Source organism: Chamaesiphon minutus PCC 6605 (assembly GCF_000317145.1).
Classification (GTDB): domain Bacteria; phylum Cyanobacteriota; class Cyanobacteriia; order Cyanobacteriales; family Chamaesiphonaceae; genus Chamaesiphon; species Chamaesiphon minutus.
On record NC_019697.1, the window covers coordinates 806,964 to 823,867 of the forward strand.

Below are 16,904 nucleotides of genomic sequence, written 5' to 3' on the forward strand. Positions count from 1 at the left end.
TGAATGTTTTCTTTAATCGATCGCTAAAGGTTGATAAATTAGGGTAGAGAAAACCGTACAATAGATGAGAGCTGCGGTCGAGATAAAATGGTAAGGATAGATCTTCACACTCACAAGCAACATTTCCTCTCTCCGAGCCACTGCGCCTGCACCCCCGTACTCCGCATCCAAATCTGGTAATATGACATCCGAACTGATTCGTCAACGCTCCGATCTGATCGATACTCAAGTTATTGCCAAAGACACTGGCAAACGCCTGGGGATTGTCAAAGAGCTACTCGTCGATATCGACACTCGCGAAGTAGTCGCCCTGGGTTTACGCGACGGTTGGCTGGCAGCTCCCGGCGGACTGGTAAAACATATGTTCTTGTCATCGATCGAAAAGATGGGCGATGTGATTCTCGTCCCTAACGATGACGCGATCGAAGATCTCGATCCCGAAAATTATACCAACTTAATCAACTGCGAAGTCATTACCGAAACTGGCGACATGCTGGGCAAAGTTCGCGGCTTCAAATTTAGCTGCGACGATGGCAAACTCACTTCAATTATTATCGCCGCGCTTGGATTGCCACTAATTCCCGATAATGTAATTAGTACTTACGAATTCTCGATCGATGAAGTCGTCAGTAGCGGCCCCAATCGGTTGATGGTATTTGAGGGTTGCGAAGAACGCCTCGAACAGCTCTCCGTCGGCTTCCTCGAACGCATCGGACTCGGCAAAGCCCCCTGGGAAGACGAATACAGCTATCGCCCCGCCGTCATTCGCCCCGAAAATCAATTACCTGCGGGTACACCTATCGCTCCACCCCCACCAATAGTCCGCGCCGCACCCCCAGTCGAGCAACCCGTCTGGCAGGAAGAAGAATGGCAAGAAGTTGAAGCCGCACCACTACCACCCCAACGCTTCCAAGCCGAGCAACCGCTTTATTACGATGATGAAGACGAAGGCGAAAACTGGAACGAACCCGTTCGCGAACAGCCACGTACAGCCAAAATTTATGAGGATGTCGCCTACACGCCAATTTCTACACCCGCACAACCCATAGAGCCAGAGGATGACGATATTCTCACGCTCGATGATGATATGTGGGGCGAAGATACCAAGTCACCTGCTTATCAACCACAAAAATTAAATATCCCCGAACCTCCGCAAAAAGTTGAGATTCCGCAAACGGTTAAGCAAGTCGAATATCAAGAAGAAGAACAACATTAAATGATTTTGGGTTTTGCGACTCGCGTTTGTGCGAAGGCAGACGGTGAGTCAAGACAGGATTTTGGATGACAATTCATTATCCAAAATCCGGATTGAAAAATCAAAAAATGTTTAATAAGCCGACGATACACCGCCACAAGATAGGGGAAAACCGATATATTGGCGCAGCCTCTGAGAACGAGAAAACTCAACATTATCACCCGCAATCGATCGAATGTTGGGTTTTGCGTTGCTCTCACCATCGGAAGATTTAGGATTGCAAAATCTGCAATCCGCAATCCTGTCTTGTCTGGCTCAATCTGGAGGGAACATCCAGAGCGCAATCCAAAATCCAAAATCCACATGACCCCACAAGATATTCAATCGTTTCTGACTAACCGTTTTGGTAGACAGCTAACAATTGCCGATGCAGATTCTTATCAGGTGGATACACCCGATTATCGGCTGCTAATAATTCTCTCCGCCCAACAATCTTGGGTGCGAATGTTGGTGCCAATCGCGCCCGCAGCCGAAGCAATGACCTTCGTTGAGGAATTCCTATCTGCCAACTTTGATGATACCTTAGAGACGCGTTATGCGATAAATCAGGGCGTTTTGTGGGGAGTGTGGCAGCATAGCGTCGCGGGACTAACTACTGAAGATTTTAGTACGGCGATCGACAGGTCGATCGATCTCAAACGCGTCGGTATCGATCGAGCTTTTCAAGATTTTGCCACCAAACAAGTCAAAGCGATCGTCAGTATCGCTAAACAACGTGGCGATACCCTCGAACAAACCATGCAAACACTCGACAGGTTTTATGCTGAAGGGGTAATGGGCGATATCGGCACGACTGAAGATGTTCGCAAAGAAATGATGACGGCTTGGCAATATCAATTAGAACGATTGTGGAATGAAGAATAGATTAATTGAGAATTGAGAATTGAGGATTAAAAGATTTAGATCGATAGTTACAAATATTAAAAATATTAGTGTGGGCAGTGGCCACCCTCGATGATTCAGGTGTTTCTAGTATTTGAAATAATTACGCAAAACTATCGATCTTAAATCAAAGGTAAAACTAACTTGACAAAATAGTAAACCAGCGGCGCAGTAAAGATATAACTATCAGTGCGATCGAGCATACCACCATGTCCGGGAATTAAATCGCCCGAATCCTTAACTCCAGCATCGCGCTTCATTACCGATTCGGTTAAATCGCCCAACATACTCGTCATCCCAATCAAGCTTCCCAACGCCACACCGCCGATGTACCAATGATGCCAGTGCAGTACCCACGCGCCGCTAGCACCCATTGCCATGCTGCTGAGAATGCCAAAGATCGCCCCTTCTACCGTCTTTTTAGGGCTGATTTCTGACAATCGCGTGCGTCCGAGCCATTTACCAAACAGATATGCGCCAATATCTGTCACCATAATGCACATGAATGACAGCAAGGTAATCGTAAAAGCAGGCGGTAGAACGCTAATATCTAAATTGGCTAATAATGCCGTCCAATCGGTACTAAACGGAAAAGAATTAGTCGTCAACGGATCGAATCCTACTCGCAACCTAATCCAATAGCTTGGCAAATAACCGCCGTAAAACAGACCGAATAGCGAAGTAGAAATGTCCGCGATCGAGGCTATTTTAGGCAAGAACAGCAAGTAAAAGCAAATCAGAGTACCAGCCACCGGGAATAATGCATCGTCGATGCCAGAGCCAAATGCCCCGACTAGTAACAGAGCTTGACTGACTACCAACGTAATCTTGCTCGCTGGTTCGATCCCTTTGGCACGAACTAGTTTGAAATACTCGCTCTGACCCAGATAGACAATAATACACATCCCGATCGTAAAGTACCAGCTACCTAGCAATAACATACATAAAGCTACAGCGATCGCTACGATAGTACTAATGACGCGGGGTAATGACATTTCGGGAGGGAGTAAGGGTGGAGGGATTTTGGATTTTGGATTTTGCGGCTCGCGCTCTGGAGGGAACCTCCAGATTGAGCGAGACAGCGATGCATCGAACGGGAGGTTGTCTTGATGCAATTGTATGGGCGGGAAACCCGCCCACATTGCATCGCTCCCTCCCGTTTGTGTGCGTCAAGACAAGACAGGATTGCGGATTGCGGATTGCGGATTGAGAACAAAATGCTCCTTGTCTCCCAGGCTCCTCGCCTCCTCGTCTCCTCGTCTAGTTATTTCCCAAGCGTACTTAGTCTAACTTTTCTGCGCTGAGGATAAATAGCGGATCTACAGCAGCCAGGCGGCGACTATTGCCTCTGGTTTCGAGCCGATTGACAGCAGCTTGGACGACTTCGACATTCCGTGCTTGTAGCTGCGTAAAACTTTCGGACACCTCATACAGAGCTTCTAAACTCGCTGCTGTGACGACAACTCGTCCTGTTGAGGGTAAATATTCCCAAACTTGTTGCAAAATCGGTTTAAGTCCTCTGCTACCTTCAATACAAGCTCGTTGCGGTAATGTTGCAATTTGGCTGAGACACTCAGGCGCACTACCGATCGCAATTTGGACGTTATGCACCCCAAATCGATCGCAGTTGAGTTGAATCAGATTAGCCACTTCTTCGTCGCGCTCGATCGCGATAATTTGTCCTTGAGGGCATAGTAACCCAATTTCTACCGGAATTGTCCCCGTACCCGCTCCAATGTCCCAAACGACTGAATTTGCTTCTAATCTTAGCGCAGATAGCATCAGCAATCGAATCTCGCGTTGACTCATAGGAATCCCTGGCAATCGCTCGAATAATTCATCGGGAATCCCTGGGGAGACATATTTCCACAGTTCGGACATAAATTCTTGGGGTGTGGATACCTAGAGATATCGACAAAGGTTTGCAGTGTGTTTACTCACATCTTACACTAGCGACGTTTTTTTATTCGGGGGGAACCCCCAAATAAAAAAACGTCAAGACAGCAGACGCGGTCTCTGGTTTGGTCTTGTCTAATAGCTTAGATGTCTACTATTTTAATTGTCTGTAAATCTGGGTCGTTACAGCCGACAAGTTCGCCGCCAAAATCAACGATCGATCGCAAGTAATCTAGAGCCTCAATGGTAATAATTTCACCAGGTATTAAGACAGGAATTCCTGGTGGATAAGGACAGATCGATTCGGCACTAACTTTACCCACCGCCTCATCGATCGATATATTAACATGACGCGATCGATCTGCTTGACGTGGTGTAATTGCCATTTTAGTTAATATTCGATCTGGTGGCTCGATCTCTGGCAATTCAAGACATTTATCTTCAGCATAATTTACAGCTAATTCGGTAAATGCGGCAACTAATCGATCGATGTCCGATCGCGTATTTCCCAGACTAATAATAAATGTCAAATGCCGTGTAGATGGTAATTCAGCGACAACGCCTAATCGATCGGTTAAAATTTCATCGGCGGCAAATCCGGTGAGATTTAGACCAGTTACTGTTACGGTTAAACGAGTTGAATCGAGATATTTACAGCCAGAAGTGGTCGAATCTAATTCAAACACAGAAAGTCGCTCGATCTGGGCGATTTTCGATCGAGCAATTTTAGCAAGTTCGATCGTTTGAGACATCAATTCTCGACCGGATAACGCCATTTGTTGGCGCGCGGCATCGAGAGAAGCTAGTAGTAAATAACTCGGACTAGTTGTTTGAATCGATCTTAGAGCTTGACTGATTCGCTCGACATCGATCCTGCTACTATTGACATGCAACATCGCCGATTGAGTCAGGGCACCCAATAATTTGTGCGTCGATTGCACCGATAGATCTGCACCCACAGCCAATGCCGCAGGTGGAAGATCGGGATGAAAGCCAAAATGCGCTCCATGAGCTTCATCCACTAGTAGCGGAATCTGATAACTATGAACGACCTCCGCAATGGCCGCTAAATCGCCACAGGTGCCGTAATAAGTCGGATAGACAAGCATGACAGCTTTAGTGTCGGGATGCCGTTCTAGGGCGAATTTGACTGCCGCTGGCGTAATACTATGCGAGATATCTACAGCTCTGTCATATTCTGGATCGATAAAAATCGGTACCGCACCCGCATGAACGATACCGGAAATAGCCGAAGCATGAATATTGCGAGGTAAAATAATCTTTTCCCCTTCCCCGCAAGTAGCCAAAATTGCGGCGATAACTCCGGCTGTCGAACCATTAACCAAAAACCAGGTTCGCTCCGCGCCAAACACTTCAGCGGCGAGAGCTTGCGCTGATTCGATAATTCCTGATGGTGCCTGAAGATTGTCCAATCCTGGCAGCTCTGGTAAATCCCAGCCAAACACATCCGCACCCCAGCGGTTTTTGAGCCGCGAATTCATCCCGCTACCATGCTTATGTCCTGGAGTATAAAACGGTGCGTGGGCAGTGGTTACCCACTCCTGAAGCGCGTCGATAATTGGGGTTTGAGATTGGTTTAGAGCGTATATCATATTTCGATCGCTGACGAGTCTGTATGTATTCGGGCAAGATGCGATCGCGAACATTAATTTTGCAACTCAAAAATAAAGATAGGTGAGAAATTAATCTCACCTATCTTTCCGGCTTGGCATTGGCATAGCACGATCGAATCGATCGAACGCACTACCCCAACGCTAAACTACTCAACCAAATCTACCTAGTTACCAGCAGGTAGCGAAGGAGAACGGTGATAAGGAACCACATCTTCGCCGAAGTAGCGCGAATATTCCACACTATCGACCATCAGCTTGACTGCGGCACCAAATCCACGCTCGGCAATCACCCGATTGTAATCGGACATCTCGGCTTGGTTCATTGGCGCGCGACCCAACAGGTGACGGAATAAAAATTCGATCGCTTTGGTGTTGGGATATGGCGTGTAAAAACGCTCTACATAAGCTTCCGAAGTAGCTACAGCAGTCACAAATTCACGAATAGAGATTGCGCCATTGCGAACCTGACTCTCTAAATCCGGACGACGGAACTGTTCGGGCACTTCACCAGAACTGAGATCCATCACCTGCACGTACAAAGCTTCGATCGCTTGTGTGGCTTCAGATTGGCTCATCGTCGCATTCATCCGAAAAATTCGGGCTGATTCGCGGGCGATTTTGGCCGTTGCAGCCACGGTAGGCTCGGTCATGGTCAAACTAGAAGACCGACCTAAAGACACCAGCTCAGAAGCCTTCTGACGGGCAGCAGCGGCATTATCTGCGATGGCTTTACCAGTCAAAGGTAGCTTCGCCATATCCATCCGAGGCTTAATGGTATCAAAACTTGGTACGACAACTTGCTTATCTTGTTTGGTAAGCTTGTTGTACAGAGTTTGAGTATTGGGATAGTTAGCCGCAGGCAGGGTCAGGAAGCGGTTATATGGCACTACATCTTCACCAAACACCTGAACGTATTCCGCACCATTAACCATTGCACCGATGAAGGCTTTAATCCCCGCAGTTGCCAAAATTTGGTTGTATTTGCGGATTTCAGCTTGATCTAGGGGCGCACGTCCGAGGAAGTGTTTGGTACCTAGTTCGATGACTTTGGTGTTGGGATAAGGAGTGTAGAACTCTTTGAGATACAACCCAGAGCAACCGAGACCTTCGATAAACTCTTTGAGGTTGATTTCGGAGTTACCGAGCTTACTTTCGAGCGCGCTAAACTCGTTAGCGACGATATAGGGTTCGATATCCCGCTCGAAGACTTGACGGTAGGCCGCACGAATGACAGTTTTGAGTTGAACTTTATCTCCAGCTTGGGTGAGCTTAAAGATTTTAGTCTGTTCGCGTTTTTTGGTGACGCCTTGATTGACGCGGAATTCGATGTCTGGTTGCGAACGATTGTCTTGTGTCGCTCCGAGTTCGACAAAGCGCGGTGTAGTTTCAGCTTGGTTTTTAGTGAGAATACCAACGCCAGTATCGCCGATACTGCCAACCCGGAGGTTCCGCAGACTGACACCCGCAGGCGTGAGGTAGCGGTTGTAGGGCACCATGTCTTCGTTGAAACTCTCGCTGTACTCTTGGGAGTCAATCATCGCATCGACGATCGCATAGAAACCCTGCTTGGATGCGAGATCGAAGTATTTATTCATCTCCTGACGACCGTAAGTCGGACGACCGAGCAGACGACGGTGGATATATTCGATCGCTTTACAGACGTAGAATTTCGTCCAGTAAGTATTGCGGAACAGATCGGATTTGGCAAGCGCGCGGACGAATTCGCGAACGGAAATATCGCCGTTTTCGAGCTTGATCTCTTCAACTTTGAGGCGTTGACCTTCATAGACGTCCCGTCCCATCACTTGCAGATAAATTGCTTTAATTACTGCTTGTGTCGAACTTTCAGCAAAGGAAGTACTGCGACCTTGGCCAGTTTTAGCTTTTTTACCAGTTGCTTGGAAAGCAGGTAATTGGTCGAGTTTGAAAGTCTTAGCGCCCAAACTACCTGGAGCGACGCCACGCGCACCGGGATTGCTGAGTTGGTTATTAATACCAGGCCCTTGAGCGATCAGAATCCGACGAGTATCTTTGCCGAATGGTGCTGGCGAGTTGCTGGGATTGCGAGTTTCTTTGGGGAAAATCGCACCAAACTGAATTTCCAGCGGATCGTTACCCGAACCGTAGACGTGTTGGTCGGCTAATGGTTTTTCATAAGCCGCAAATGTCGTCAGGAACTGCGGAATCTTGCGGAACGGCGCGCTGTAATTGAATAAGTCTTGTTGCGGCCCCCAATTGCGACATTCTTGAGCCTCTTGACCCAAACCGCGAATGTAAGGCACCGTTTCTTCACCGAAGTAGTCTGAGTACTCAGAGGAGTCTACGAGGGCGTCGATGAGGCCATTTAAGCCTTTAGCCGAGACGATACTAAAATACTTCTGCACTTCTTCGCGAGAAGAAGGCCCGCGACCTAAAATGTGCCGGAAGGCAAGTTCTAGTGCCCGACTGTTGATGTATGGTAGGAAGAAGTTTTTGCGATACAGCGGCGATTTAGCCAAGCGACGGATGAATTCTTTCATCGAGATTTCGCCATTTTTAACTTTCGATTCCAAGTCGGAAACCGACAAGCTATAGGCACGAGTGATGTCTCTTTCAAAGACTTGGCGATAAGCCGCTTTGATAACGTCATTTTTTTCGCCTGCCGATAATCCTGGTTTCATCGCATACTTGACGCGACGTTCGGCTGCGGCGGAGTAAAGTTGAGGCAGTTCTAAGCCCTGTTGGTCGTTAGAAGGACGCTGACGGAGTTTGTTAGCTGGTGCGGATGCTTTAAATTCACCAATTGTCAGGTCAAAGTACCGCTCGATAATTTCTTGCGCTTCTTTGTCTTTGCTAAAGTAACCGAGCGCACCAGCACGCATTTCTGACAGTGCGACGATGGTTGCGGGTACCGAGCAAGCGTTTTGAATGATTTCCCGCAAGCCGCGCGTATTGACGACTACGATGTTTGGATCGCCAGCGACGATCGCATAGGTGATGTAGCGTAGGAACCAGCTCATATCCCGCAACGACTTCTGCATGTTAGCAGGGCCGTAGAGGGCGATGTTAATCGGCTGGAAACCTTGAGGAATCGCACCCGCGCCAGTCGCTGTGAACAACGAAGTCAAGTTAGATAGAAAACCACCTTTAGCTTCGACAAAAGTGACAGTTCCCAAGGTGGACTCACTTTGTTTGGTGCCACTGGCAAAGGTTCTAGCAACTTCCGGCTCGGCTTTGGGCTTTTCCAAAAATGCCATCGGCGAACCACCGACGAAAATCCGGTTAGCCGCACGGGAAACAATCAAGTCAGAGTTATCGCTGAGAATTTTGGCGATTTCGATCCGTTTGGCTCCAGACTGAAAGTAGCTACTCAACTCGCTCAATTCGCCCATCGCGGGGAACCGATCTTGCTGTTCTGCCTGCGAAATGGTCGCAACCGGAAGTGTTTGATATAAATTTGGACGGGATAGCGAGCCGCCACCACTTGCCTTAACACTCATTAGATCCTAAATCTCCCAACCGAATATTTTGTTAAACCTAATCGAGTCTAGGCAAAGTCTTTCAAATACCTGCCTACGTGAGGATGTAGAGTGTGGGGATCGGTTGTCAATCCAGGAATGTGGCTGAAAATCCGCTGCCCGCTCGCCGCACCTACCGCTAGGGTAATTGCGAGTTTACTTACCGCTTCACTAACTCGATCGAAATTTGAATAGATCGGGCCGATCGAGATGATTAGTCTCGTCTCCCTATGGATGAAAATTGTTGCTAGCAAAACTAGCACAGCTTTTAGATTAAAACGTTTCGCCCGCCCGTAGCTTGTTTATGAAGAAGTGTGTAGAAATTAAATTTATAGTGGACTGCAAAAGATCGTAGAGGATTTGCAGGCGAATATTAGAAAAAAGATAAGTTTTGTTACAGAGAGGGATGGGTGGATGGGTGGATGGGTGGATGAGTAATGGGTAATAATGGGTACCCCCACACTCTAATTGCCTAAAGCCTAAAGCCTAAAGCCTAAAACCTAAAACCTAAAACCTAAAGCCTAAAACCTAAAGCCTAAAGCCTAACCCCTAAAGCCTAAAACCTAAAGCCTATCCACTAGCTCGTACCCAGCATCGGATGGAGCTACGATCGAGATAAAAATTAGTGGCTCGTCGCTGTCGTTATAAACTCCATGTACGGCACCTGCGGGAGCGATGACTACATCTCCGATGACGATCGATTTTGTCGTGCCAGCGCGATCGAGATAATATTCACCTTGCCCCGATAGAATCGTCCAGGTATCCTGACCCTCTGGATGTTGATGTGCGGGAATTTCTTGTTGTGGTAGCACGTACCAGGCGACGACGGTAGCATGAGGTGAGGTAGTTATCACCGATCGGATCGGTTCTCGATCGTTTGGTTGCAAAAATCGCGCACTTTTAAATATTCGCTCGGTATCCATTTTTGACAACATACAGATCGAATTCATATTACCCGATTAATAAGCGATCTGTGGCACAATTACTGTCAAATGGAATACTTAATTTGGTTATAAGTTGCCAACGGTTAATACCAACCTGGAGAGCCAGCTAGTTGGCGATCTCATGACGTCAGCTTGGGGTTAAAAGTGAGGACGTAGCTATCCCTCCGAGCGGGAGCTTCGGTCGGAATATTAACAAATAATAACTCATCGGGATCGCTGGAACATTTGCATTCCAAATACTATCTAGAGCAGAGTAAGGGTTGAGTAGTTGAATTCCATTTAAGTAGAATAAAGTTCGGGAGTGAAAACTAGTTTTCACTCCTTTTTTTCGATCGAACTTATTCATTAACTACTTTAACTGTCGTACCGACCTTGACTAGCGGAAAGAGAGCTTTGACATCGCGGTTGCGCATCCGCACGCAGCCGTGGGAAGCAGCCGTACCGATCGATTTAACATTGGTAGTACCGTGGAAACCAATTACATCTTTACCGTCAGTCCAAAAGCCAATCCATCTCGCGCCGAGGGGATTTTTGGTGCCTGGAGAGAAGACTTCGCCAGTTTTAAAGCTCGTCCACGCGGGATTCTTGATTTTCTCCATTACCTGCCATTCACCGACTGGAGTTTCCCAGCCTTTTTTCCCGATCGCGACGGGGTATTTCCTGATTACTTTATCGCCGCGATAAACATATACCCGCTTTTCTTTGAGCTTGAGCACGAGGCTGACAACGTCTTCGACGGCGGGTCGATCGCTCCCAGTGGCGACGGCAGGTTTCGTGGTAGGAGTTGAGAGCGGCTGTTGCTTGGCTGTGGGGGGGCGATCTGTCCCAGTGGCTGGTTTGGCTGGAGTAGAATTACTAGCTGCACCTGATGGGGCGATCGGCTGTTGAGAACCACCTGTAGATTTTGGCACTACATTAGTGGTGGGAGCCGAAGGTAATTTTTGAGGAGTTGGTGTTTGAGCAGAAAGCTTGGTGGAGACGGTTGCCAACATGGTTGTTAGCAAGAGTCCGGTCCTAATTAGTAAAGAAGTTGAAAATCGAGGCATTATTAAACTCTAGTGACTCTAAGTTGTGAGTTATAAAAATATAAGTAGAATTAGGTTACCCACTTAAATTATCCAATCTTTCACTGTTGGGTGGCGAGCTGCTGGAGATTGCATCTGGATCTGCATAGCGATCTAAACACATCCGCACGCCAATTTGCAGCTCTGAATCTGCCAAAGAGCGACCCCTTTCACGATCGATTAACTGTGTTATTTCGTGCGGTACGCTCGGCGATAATTTAGAAATGGCTGTAATAGTATGTAACTTGACGCGATCGTCTGGATCGCCTAAGAGTTTAACTAAGTCTGGGACGGTATTTTTATTGCCCAGGTTCCCTAATGCGGCAGCAATCTCTTGTTTGACGATCGGCGTAAGATCGTTGCCATTCAAATATGTGACGAGTCGATCGCTGGCATAAATCTGCTCTGGCTCTGTTTTGCCGATCGCTGTAATAATTTCGGGAAGCAGATCGAGGGTTGTAGTATATAGTGCGGCGATGAGACTGTCGATCGCTGTGCGAGTGCCAATCCAGCCGAGCGATAAAATTGTCGCTCGTTTTAAGTCATCGGGAGTGCGGCTTGATGAGAGTACTTCAGCCAGAACGGTGACTGCTTCTGGAGCTGTGAGTCTGGCTAAACCCAAGGCGGTAGCTTGACAGACAGTTAAATCGAGATCGAATAATAACGGTCGTAAATGGTACAGCAGATCCAATGGCGACGCTACGTCTTCGCGACAAGATAAGGCGACTACGGCGGCTTTGCGGACACTGGCGATCGGATCGGTAAGTTTGGCGAGCAGGAGCGAGGGAATCCGCAGATCGTGGAAGCTGCTCAGTGCTTCGACGACGATGGTGCGGATTTGGGGATCGGGATCGTCGATTATTTGCAATAATGGCTCGATCGTTTGCGAGTGACGAATTTGAGCCAAAATAGTGGCTGCTAGCCGTCGATTGGCGATCGACTCATCGGTTCTAGATTGCAATATTAGCTCGGTGACGGCGGCGATCGCGGGGGTGCCGATTTTGGCTAATGCAGCAGTGGCGATCGCGCTGAGTTCGGGGTCTTCATCTGCTTGGATGATGGCAACGAGTGCGGTGACGACTTCGGCTCGTGGAAATGCGCCTAGAATTCGGGCGGCAAACCAGCGGTCTTCGAGATCGATGTCTGGATCGTTAATGCTGTCTAGCAGGGGTTGAATGGCAATTTCGCCGAGTTTGGGGATGAGTTTGGCAATTTCCCATTGTTGCTCGAAGTCTCCCTGGCTCAATACTTGCAGGGCTAGATCTAGGGCAGTTTGGTTGGCGTGGAGTCGATCGACTGATAAGCCTTGGAGACAGTCTATGACAATCGACCACCTCTGGTTATTGGCTCCGCTTGCTGCCAGAATAGCTCGATCGAGATCGATGGATGACATTGGCAATGATTGAGAGGTGAAGAGGGTTGCTGTTTTGGGTTTACTGGTGCTAGGAGAACCCGGATCTGAGGGTTGTCTTGACCCGCTATATCTGAAGGAAACCTCCAGAGCGCGAGTCGCTGCATGGGGGTCGTTCGCCTAGCGTCTGTCTTGACTGAAACACATGGGTCGGGAACCTCCGCGTGATTTCAGTCGCTCCGTTAGGAGAATCTGTTTGCGGTGGGGCGTGATTTTCTTCTCCTTTCGGAGACGCTACGCGTTGGCGGAGCCTCGCCTCTGGCGATATGCATTAATGCTTTCAGTGAGTTTTAGATCTGTAGGGGTGGGTTTCTGCAATTTAATGTCGATATTACTGCTTAATATCGGACAAAACCCACCCTCTACCAATAGGATCTCAAAAGTCAAGTTAGTTGGGTGGGCACTGACCACCATCTAGGTGTCAGGCATAATTTATTTAATAAATAGTTGCACCTAACCTACTCATACACGATCGATTCCATCTGAAAAGCTTTCATCGGGATATCTATAATGTCTGCCGACTTAGTAGGCTGATGATTACGAGTACGACTTCGATCGCGTAAAAGACGCCAACGACTTGGGTTTCTGTCCAGCCGCTTAATTCGAGATGGTGGTGAATGGGAGCCATTTTAAATAATCGCTTGCCTTTGCCTTCGGCGTCTTTGGTGGCTTTGTAGTAGCCTACCTGAGCGGTTACTGATAAGGCTTCAACGGCAAAGATGCCACTTAAAATAAATAGCACCCAGAGATTTTCGGTGAGTATGCCGACAGCAGCTAGTGCGCCACCGAGTGCGAGAGAACCCGTGTCGCCCATAAAGACTTTAGCTTTGTTGCGGTTGTGTACGACAAAGCCGAGGTAACTACCGCTGAGGCAAATACACAGGATCGCGAGGCTGGGTTCTTTGGGAAGGATAACTGCGGCTAAACCTGCAAGGGCGATCGCGCCAGTACCACCAGCCAAGCCGTCTACACCATCGGTAAGGTTGGTGGCGTTACTTTCGGCCAGGAGCGCGAATACGGCTAACCCCCAGAATAGCAATCCTAGCGGTACAACTACATGAAAGGGTAAATGCACGTTGGTAATAGCGTTGCCTCTACTGTAGAAAGCCCAGCCGCAAAAGGCGATCGCGATTGCGGCTTGGAGTAATAGTTTACCTTTGGGGGTCAAGCCTTCATTTTTACGGTTGCTCAAACTCTTCCAGTCATCGACGCCACCGATGGCAAAGTAGCCCAAGCTGGTGATGGCGACGGCGATCGCATCGGGATTGAATTGCGACCAAATTACGCCTAAAAGCGTCCCGATCGGCACGACAAAGACACCACCCATGGTGGGCGTTCCCGCTTTTTTGAGGTGTGCTTGCGGACCATCTTCGCGAATGAATTGACCCATTTTTAGCTGTTTGAGCAGCGGAATGGCTTGATAACCGATCGCTGTCACTAACCCAGTAGAGACGGCAAATGGCAAGAGTAAGGATGACATTAGACTCTTCCCATTTTGCCAGTCTACCCACAGTACCGCTCCTGTTAGGAACAGCCCTAGTAAAATTAGCAATACAGTTCCTGTAGGATTGAAACCGCGTGCCGATACCGATCTATCCTCCATCTATATTTCTCCCAGATAATTGCGATCGCTATAATCCTTGCATAAATTAATCCCCAGCGATCGCAAATCGGTCAGCTTTGCCGTACCAAAGGTAATCGCCACGAGCGACTAAAAAATTTAGTTAGACTTCATCGACATCATCATTTTCTCGATCGCGGCGAGCGTCTTCAAATAAGTCTGCGTCTGTGTTGGGTCGATCTAGTAGTGCCGAAATATCAGGATCGCGTTCGATTGTGTCGATCGACCGACCTTGACCTTCGAGCCATTAGATTTCATCGACATCATCGACTTCATCGACATCATCTTCTTCTCGATCGCTGCGAGCGTCTTCAAATAAGTCTGCGTCTGTGTTGGGTCGATCTAGTAGTGCCGAAATATCAGGATCGCGTTCGTCTCTGTCGATCGACCGACCTTGACCTTCGAGCCATTAGATTTCATCGACATCATCGACTTCATCTTCTTCTCGATCGCTGCGATCGTCTTCAAATAATTCTTCGTCTGTGTTGGGTCGATCTAATGCCGAAATAGCCGGAGCGCGTTCGATTGTGTCGATCGACCGACCTTGACCTTCGAGCCATTAGATTTCATCGACATCATCGACTTCATCGACATCATCTTCTTCTTGATAGCTGCGATCGTCTTCAAATAATTCTTCGTCTGTGTTGGGTTGATCTAATGCCGAAATAGCAGGATCGCGTTCGTCTCTGTCGATTAACCGACCTTGACCCTCGAGCCATTCTAGAATCGAAGTATTTCGCTGAACGGCAATTACTGGTGCGGGTTCGTAGCGTGGTTGTTGTTTGAGGGCTGGATTGACAAAGGTATCCAGAATATCGAGGTCTAGAGAATCGGGCATAGTAAAATTAATTGGCTTTGAGTTCTCATAGTTTATCATTTTAGGGGATGGAGGATATTTCGCTCGAACATCGCGATCTGATTTCTCTATACATCTATAGATTTAGATAGCGAATTGATATGCTCAAATCGAAGTTACTCGCCACCATCGCGGGGAAAAATCGCGGTATCTCAGCAACGCCTACCGATCGACAGGCAATCTTGGCGGCAATTACCGAGCTAGAGTTGCGCAATCCCAATCCACGTCCGTTGACGACGGCGATCGATTTTTTGGCTGGTAATTGGCGATTGTTGTACACTAGCAGTCAGAGTTTGTTAAGCATCGATAAATTTCCCTTAGTTAAACTGGGCGATATTTATCAGTGCATTCGTCCGACTACCAGCGCGGTTTATAATATTGCTGAAGTTACTAGTTTGTTACCTGGTTTAGATGGTTTAGTCGCGATCGTTGCCAAATTTACGCCAGTGAATGAGTGTCGGGTAAATGTCCGATTCAATCGATCGGTAATTGGTTTGCAACGATTTATCGACTATTCTAATCCCGATACTTTAATCGACTCGATCGAAAACGGTCGCAAGTTTACCGCGATCGATCTGCCGATTAATCGTCCAGAAGACAAAGCACCTGCATGGCTGGAGGTTACCTATCTCGATGAAACTCTGCGCATCAGTCGAGGTAATGAAGGGAGCGTGTTTGTTCTGACTAAATAATTACCAAGATTTAAGGATTTTAAAGGTTTTCAGGATTAGGTTATCGGTGCTATTTCCTACCTGCTAAAGCCTAAAACCTAAAGCCTAAAGCCTAAAGCCTAGTTCATGCTGAGAATATCCCAACGACACCTAAAAATTCTTGAAACTTGTCCGCGTCAATTTGAGTATACGTTTTGCGATCGATTGACGTTACCGATGGCTGCGGTGCAACAATCTAAAACTCAGTTGGGTAGTGATTTTCACTTATTGATGCACCAACGCGAACTGGGATTGCCGATCGAGCCAATTTTAGCGCGATCGCCAGAACTTAATACCTGGATGCAAGCGATGCTGCGGATCGCTCCAGAACTGTTTGAAACAGACACCAACATCTGGAGACAGAGCGAGCATGTGCGGACATTAGAAATCGGTAATTATTTATTTACGGCGATCTACGATCTGTTGATTTTACAATCCGATCGGGCAGATATTATCGACTGGAAAACTTATCCTCTGCCTAAATACAAAAAAGATATCGATCTGGAGTGGCAAACGCGACTGTATTTGTATCTTCTTGCCGAAACTAGCGATTATTTACCCAAGCAGATTGCGTTTACTTACTGGTTCATTCAATCTACGCCGCAGCCAAAGTCAGTAAGTATTAATTACACGCTCAAGCAACACCGTCAAACTCAGATTGATTTGCTTGCTTTGCTGGAAAAATTGACAACTTGGCTCGATGCCAATCGCACTCGTCAGGAACTTTTTCCGCAAGTAGCGGTGTCAACAGGGATATGCCAGCGTTGTAGCTTTGCCGTGCGGTGCGATCGCCAAAACTTAGATGAGCCATTACGAGATAGGCTTACTAGCAGCCAGATCGATCTGATTCCAGTTATCCCTATTTAAAGATCGATCGGGATTTGCAGGATTTGGGGATTTGCAGGATGAGTTGGCTGCTAAGTGGTGTAATCCTTTCGCTGCTAATGCCTAATTCCTAATCCCTAACACCTAAAGCCTATCACATAGATTAAGATTTATTAATTTTACTTACATAATTGCTGTCAAAAACACTATCTATGCAGCAAAACAATCGAGATTGAGTTAAATTAGCATTGATAGATTCGTGCTCCAAGGCGATCGCGTCCAAATAGCGATGCTCCGATCTTCATAACC

At 47.5% G+C, this 16,904-nt stretch carries 15 protein-coding genes; 4 read left to right on the forward strand and 11 right to left on the reverse strand.

Features of this window, described 5'->3' with window-relative positions; genetic code table 11:
- Positions 1-181: 181 nt before the first annotated feature.
- Both CHA6605_RS03700 and CHA6605_RS03710 read left to right on the forward strand, forming a co-directional pair.
- Positions 182-1,216, forward strand: coding sequence for a PRC-barrel domain-containing protein (locus tag CHA6605_RS03700; protein WP_015158207.1), 1,035 nt, complete (start codon positions 182-184; stop codon positions 1,214-1,216).
- A 342-nt stretch (positions 1,217-1,558) separates the two neighbouring features.
- Complete coding sequence (locus tag CHA6605_RS03710; protein WP_015158208.1) at positions 1,559-2,119, forward strand: hypothetical protein; 561 nt, start codon at positions 1,559-1,561, stop codon at positions 2,117-2,119.
- A 140-nt stretch (positions 2,120-2,259) separates the two neighbouring features.
- Here CHA6605_RS03710 and CHA6605_RS03715 read toward each other — a convergent pair whose 3' ends face one another.
- The 11 genes from CHA6605_RS03715 to CHA6605_RS03755 form a co-directional block, all read right to left on the reverse strand.
- A complete protein-coding gene (locus tag CHA6605_RS03715) occupies positions 2,260-3,132 on the reverse strand; it encodes a phosphatidate cytidylyltransferase (RefSeq protein WP_041548677.1) in 873 nt (290 codons plus the stop codon).
- A 286-nt stretch (positions 3,133-3,418) separates the two neighbouring features.
- On the reverse strand, positions 3,419-4,018 hold the full coding sequence (cbiT, locus tag CHA6605_RS03720) for a precorrin-6Y C5,15-methyltransferase subunit CbiT (RefSeq protein ID WP_015158210.1): 600 nt from the start codon (positions 4,016-4,018) through the stop codon (positions 3,419-3,421).
- Positions 4,019-4,176: 158 nt separating this feature from the next.
- Complete coding sequence (locus tag CHA6605_RS03725) at positions 4,177-5,646, reverse strand: aminotransferase class I/II-fold pyridoxal phosphate-dependent enzyme (RefSeq protein ID WP_041548678.1); 1,470 nt, start codon at positions 5,644-5,646, stop codon at positions 4,177-4,179.
- 185 nt (positions 5,647-5,831) lie between these two features.
- The gene (locus CHA6605_RS03730) at positions 5,832-9,146 is read right to left on the reverse strand and encodes a phycobilisome rod-core linker polypeptide (RefSeq protein WP_015158212.1); all 3,315 of its coding nucleotides are present in this window, start codon (positions 9,144-9,146) and stop codon (positions 5,832-5,834) included.
- A gap of 47 nt (positions 9,147-9,193) precedes the next feature.
- Positions 9,194-9,427: a hypothetical protein gene (locus tag CHA6605_RS33580; RefSeq protein ID WP_157259768.1), complete on the reverse strand. Its 234-nt coding sequence runs from the start codon at positions 9,425-9,427 to the stop codon at positions 9,194-9,196.
- 300 nt (positions 9,428-9,727) lie between these two features.
- The gene (locus CHA6605_RS03735; protein ID WP_015158213.1) at positions 9,728-10,087 is read right to left on the reverse strand and encodes a cupin domain-containing protein; all 360 of its coding nucleotides are present in this window, start codon (positions 10,085-10,087) and stop codon (positions 9,728-9,730) included.
- Positions 10,088-10,446: 359 nt separating this feature from the next.
- Positions 10,447-11,154 (reverse strand): L,D-transpeptidase family protein, encoded by a 708-nt coding sequence (locus tag CHA6605_RS31220; protein ID WP_232432180.1) that lies wholly within the window; start codon positions 11,152-11,154, stop codon positions 10,447-10,449.
- Positions 11,155-11,209: 55 nt separating this feature from the next.
- Positions 11,210-12,565, reverse strand: a complete 1,356-nt coding sequence (locus tag CHA6605_RS03745) for a HEAT repeat domain-containing protein (protein WP_015158215.1) — start codon at positions 12,563-12,565, stop codon at positions 11,210-11,212.
- Positions 12,566-13,088: 523 nt separating this feature from the next.
- Entirely contained in the window at positions 13,089-14,186 is a 1,098-nt protein-coding gene (mraY, locus tag CHA6605_RS03750) for a phospho-N-acetylmuramoyl-pentapeptide-transferase (protein ID WP_015158217.1), read from the reverse strand.
- 360 nt (positions 14,187-14,546) lie between these two features.
- On the reverse strand, positions 14,547-14,672 hold the full coding sequence (locus CHA6605_RS36050) for a hypothetical protein (RefSeq protein WP_269744561.1): 126 nt from the start codon (positions 14,670-14,672) through the stop codon (positions 14,547-14,549).
- A gap of 91 nt (positions 14,673-14,763) precedes the next feature.
- Positions 14,764-15,042 (reverse strand): DUF3134 domain-containing protein, encoded by a 279-nt coding sequence (locus CHA6605_RS03755; RefSeq protein WP_015158218.1) that lies wholly within the window; start codon positions 15,040-15,042, stop codon positions 14,764-14,766.
- Positions 15,043-15,161: 119 nt separating this feature from the next.
- On the opposite strand from CHA6605_RS03755, the gene CHA6605_RS03760 reads away from it, so the two are divergent.
- Both CHA6605_RS03760 and CHA6605_RS03765 read left to right on the forward strand, forming a co-directional pair.
- Positions 15,162-15,752 carry a PAP/fibrillin family protein gene (locus tag CHA6605_RS03760; protein WP_015158219.1) on the forward strand — a complete coding sequence of 197 codons (591 nt, stop codon included), beginning with the start codon at positions 15,162-15,164 and terminating at the stop codon, positions 15,750-15,752.
- Positions 15,753-15,857: 105 nt separating this feature from the next.
- Positions 15,858-16,637: a PD-(D/E)XK nuclease family protein gene (locus CHA6605_RS03765; RefSeq protein WP_015158220.1), complete on the forward strand. Its 780-nt coding sequence runs from the start codon at positions 15,858-15,860 to the stop codon at positions 16,635-16,637.
- The last annotated feature ends 267 nt before the right edge of the window (positions 16,638-16,904 follow it).

What these genes read in the sequence shown, in the direction of transcription:
- CHA6605_RS03700 (WP_015158207.1), top strand. Translation starts at nt 182, where the DNA reads ATGACATCCGAACTGATTCGTCAACGCTCCGATCTGATCGATACTCAA.
- CHA6605_RS03710 (WP_015158208.1), top strand. Translation starts at nt 1,559, where the DNA reads ATGACCCCACAAGATATTCAATCGTTTCTGACTAACCGTTTTGGTAGA.
- CHA6605_RS03715 (WP_041548677.1), bottom strand. Translation starts at nt 3,132, where the DNA reads ATGTCATTACCCCGCGTCATTAGTACTATCGTAGCGATCGCTGTAGCT.
- cbiT (WP_015158210.1), bottom strand. Translation starts at nt 4,018, where the DNA reads ATGTCCGAACTGTGGAAATATGTCTCCCCAGGGATTCCCGATGAATTA.
- CHA6605_RS03725 (WP_041548678.1), bottom strand. Translation starts at nt 5,646, where the DNA reads ATGATATACGCTCTAAACCAATCTCAAACCCCAATTATCGACGCGCTT.
- CHA6605_RS03730 (WP_015158212.1), bottom strand. Translation starts at nt 9,146, where the DNA reads ATGAGTGTTAAGGCAAGTGGTGGCGGCTCGCTATCCCGTCCAAATTTA.
- CHA6605_RS03735 (WP_015158213.1), bottom strand. Translation starts at nt 10,087, where the DNA reads ATGGATACCGAGCGAATATTTAAAAGTGCGCGATTTTTGCAACCAAAC.
- CHA6605_RS31220 (WP_232432180.1), bottom strand. Translation starts at nt 11,154, where the DNA reads ATGCCTCGATTTTCAACTTCTTTACTAATTAGGACCGGACTCTTGCTA.
- CHA6605_RS03745 (WP_015158215.1), bottom strand. Translation starts at nt 12,565, where the DNA reads ATGTCATCCATCGATCTCGATCGAGCTATTCTGGCAGCAAGCGGAGCC.
- mraY (WP_015158217.1), bottom strand. Translation starts at nt 14,186, where the DNA reads ATGGAGGATAGATCGGTATCGGCACGCGGTTTCAATCCTACAGGAACT.
- CHA6605_RS03755 (WP_015158218.1), bottom strand. Translation starts at nt 15,042, where the DNA reads ATGCCCGATTCTCTAGACCTCGATATTCTGGATACCTTTGTCAATCCA.
- CHA6605_RS03760 (WP_015158219.1), top strand. Translation starts at nt 15,162, where the DNA reads ATGCTCAAATCGAAGTTACTCGCCACCATCGCGGGGAAAAATCGCGGT.
- CHA6605_RS03765 (WP_015158220.1), top strand. Translation starts at nt 15,858, where the DNA reads ATGCTGAGAATATCCCAACGACACCTAAAAATTCTTGAAACTTGTCCG.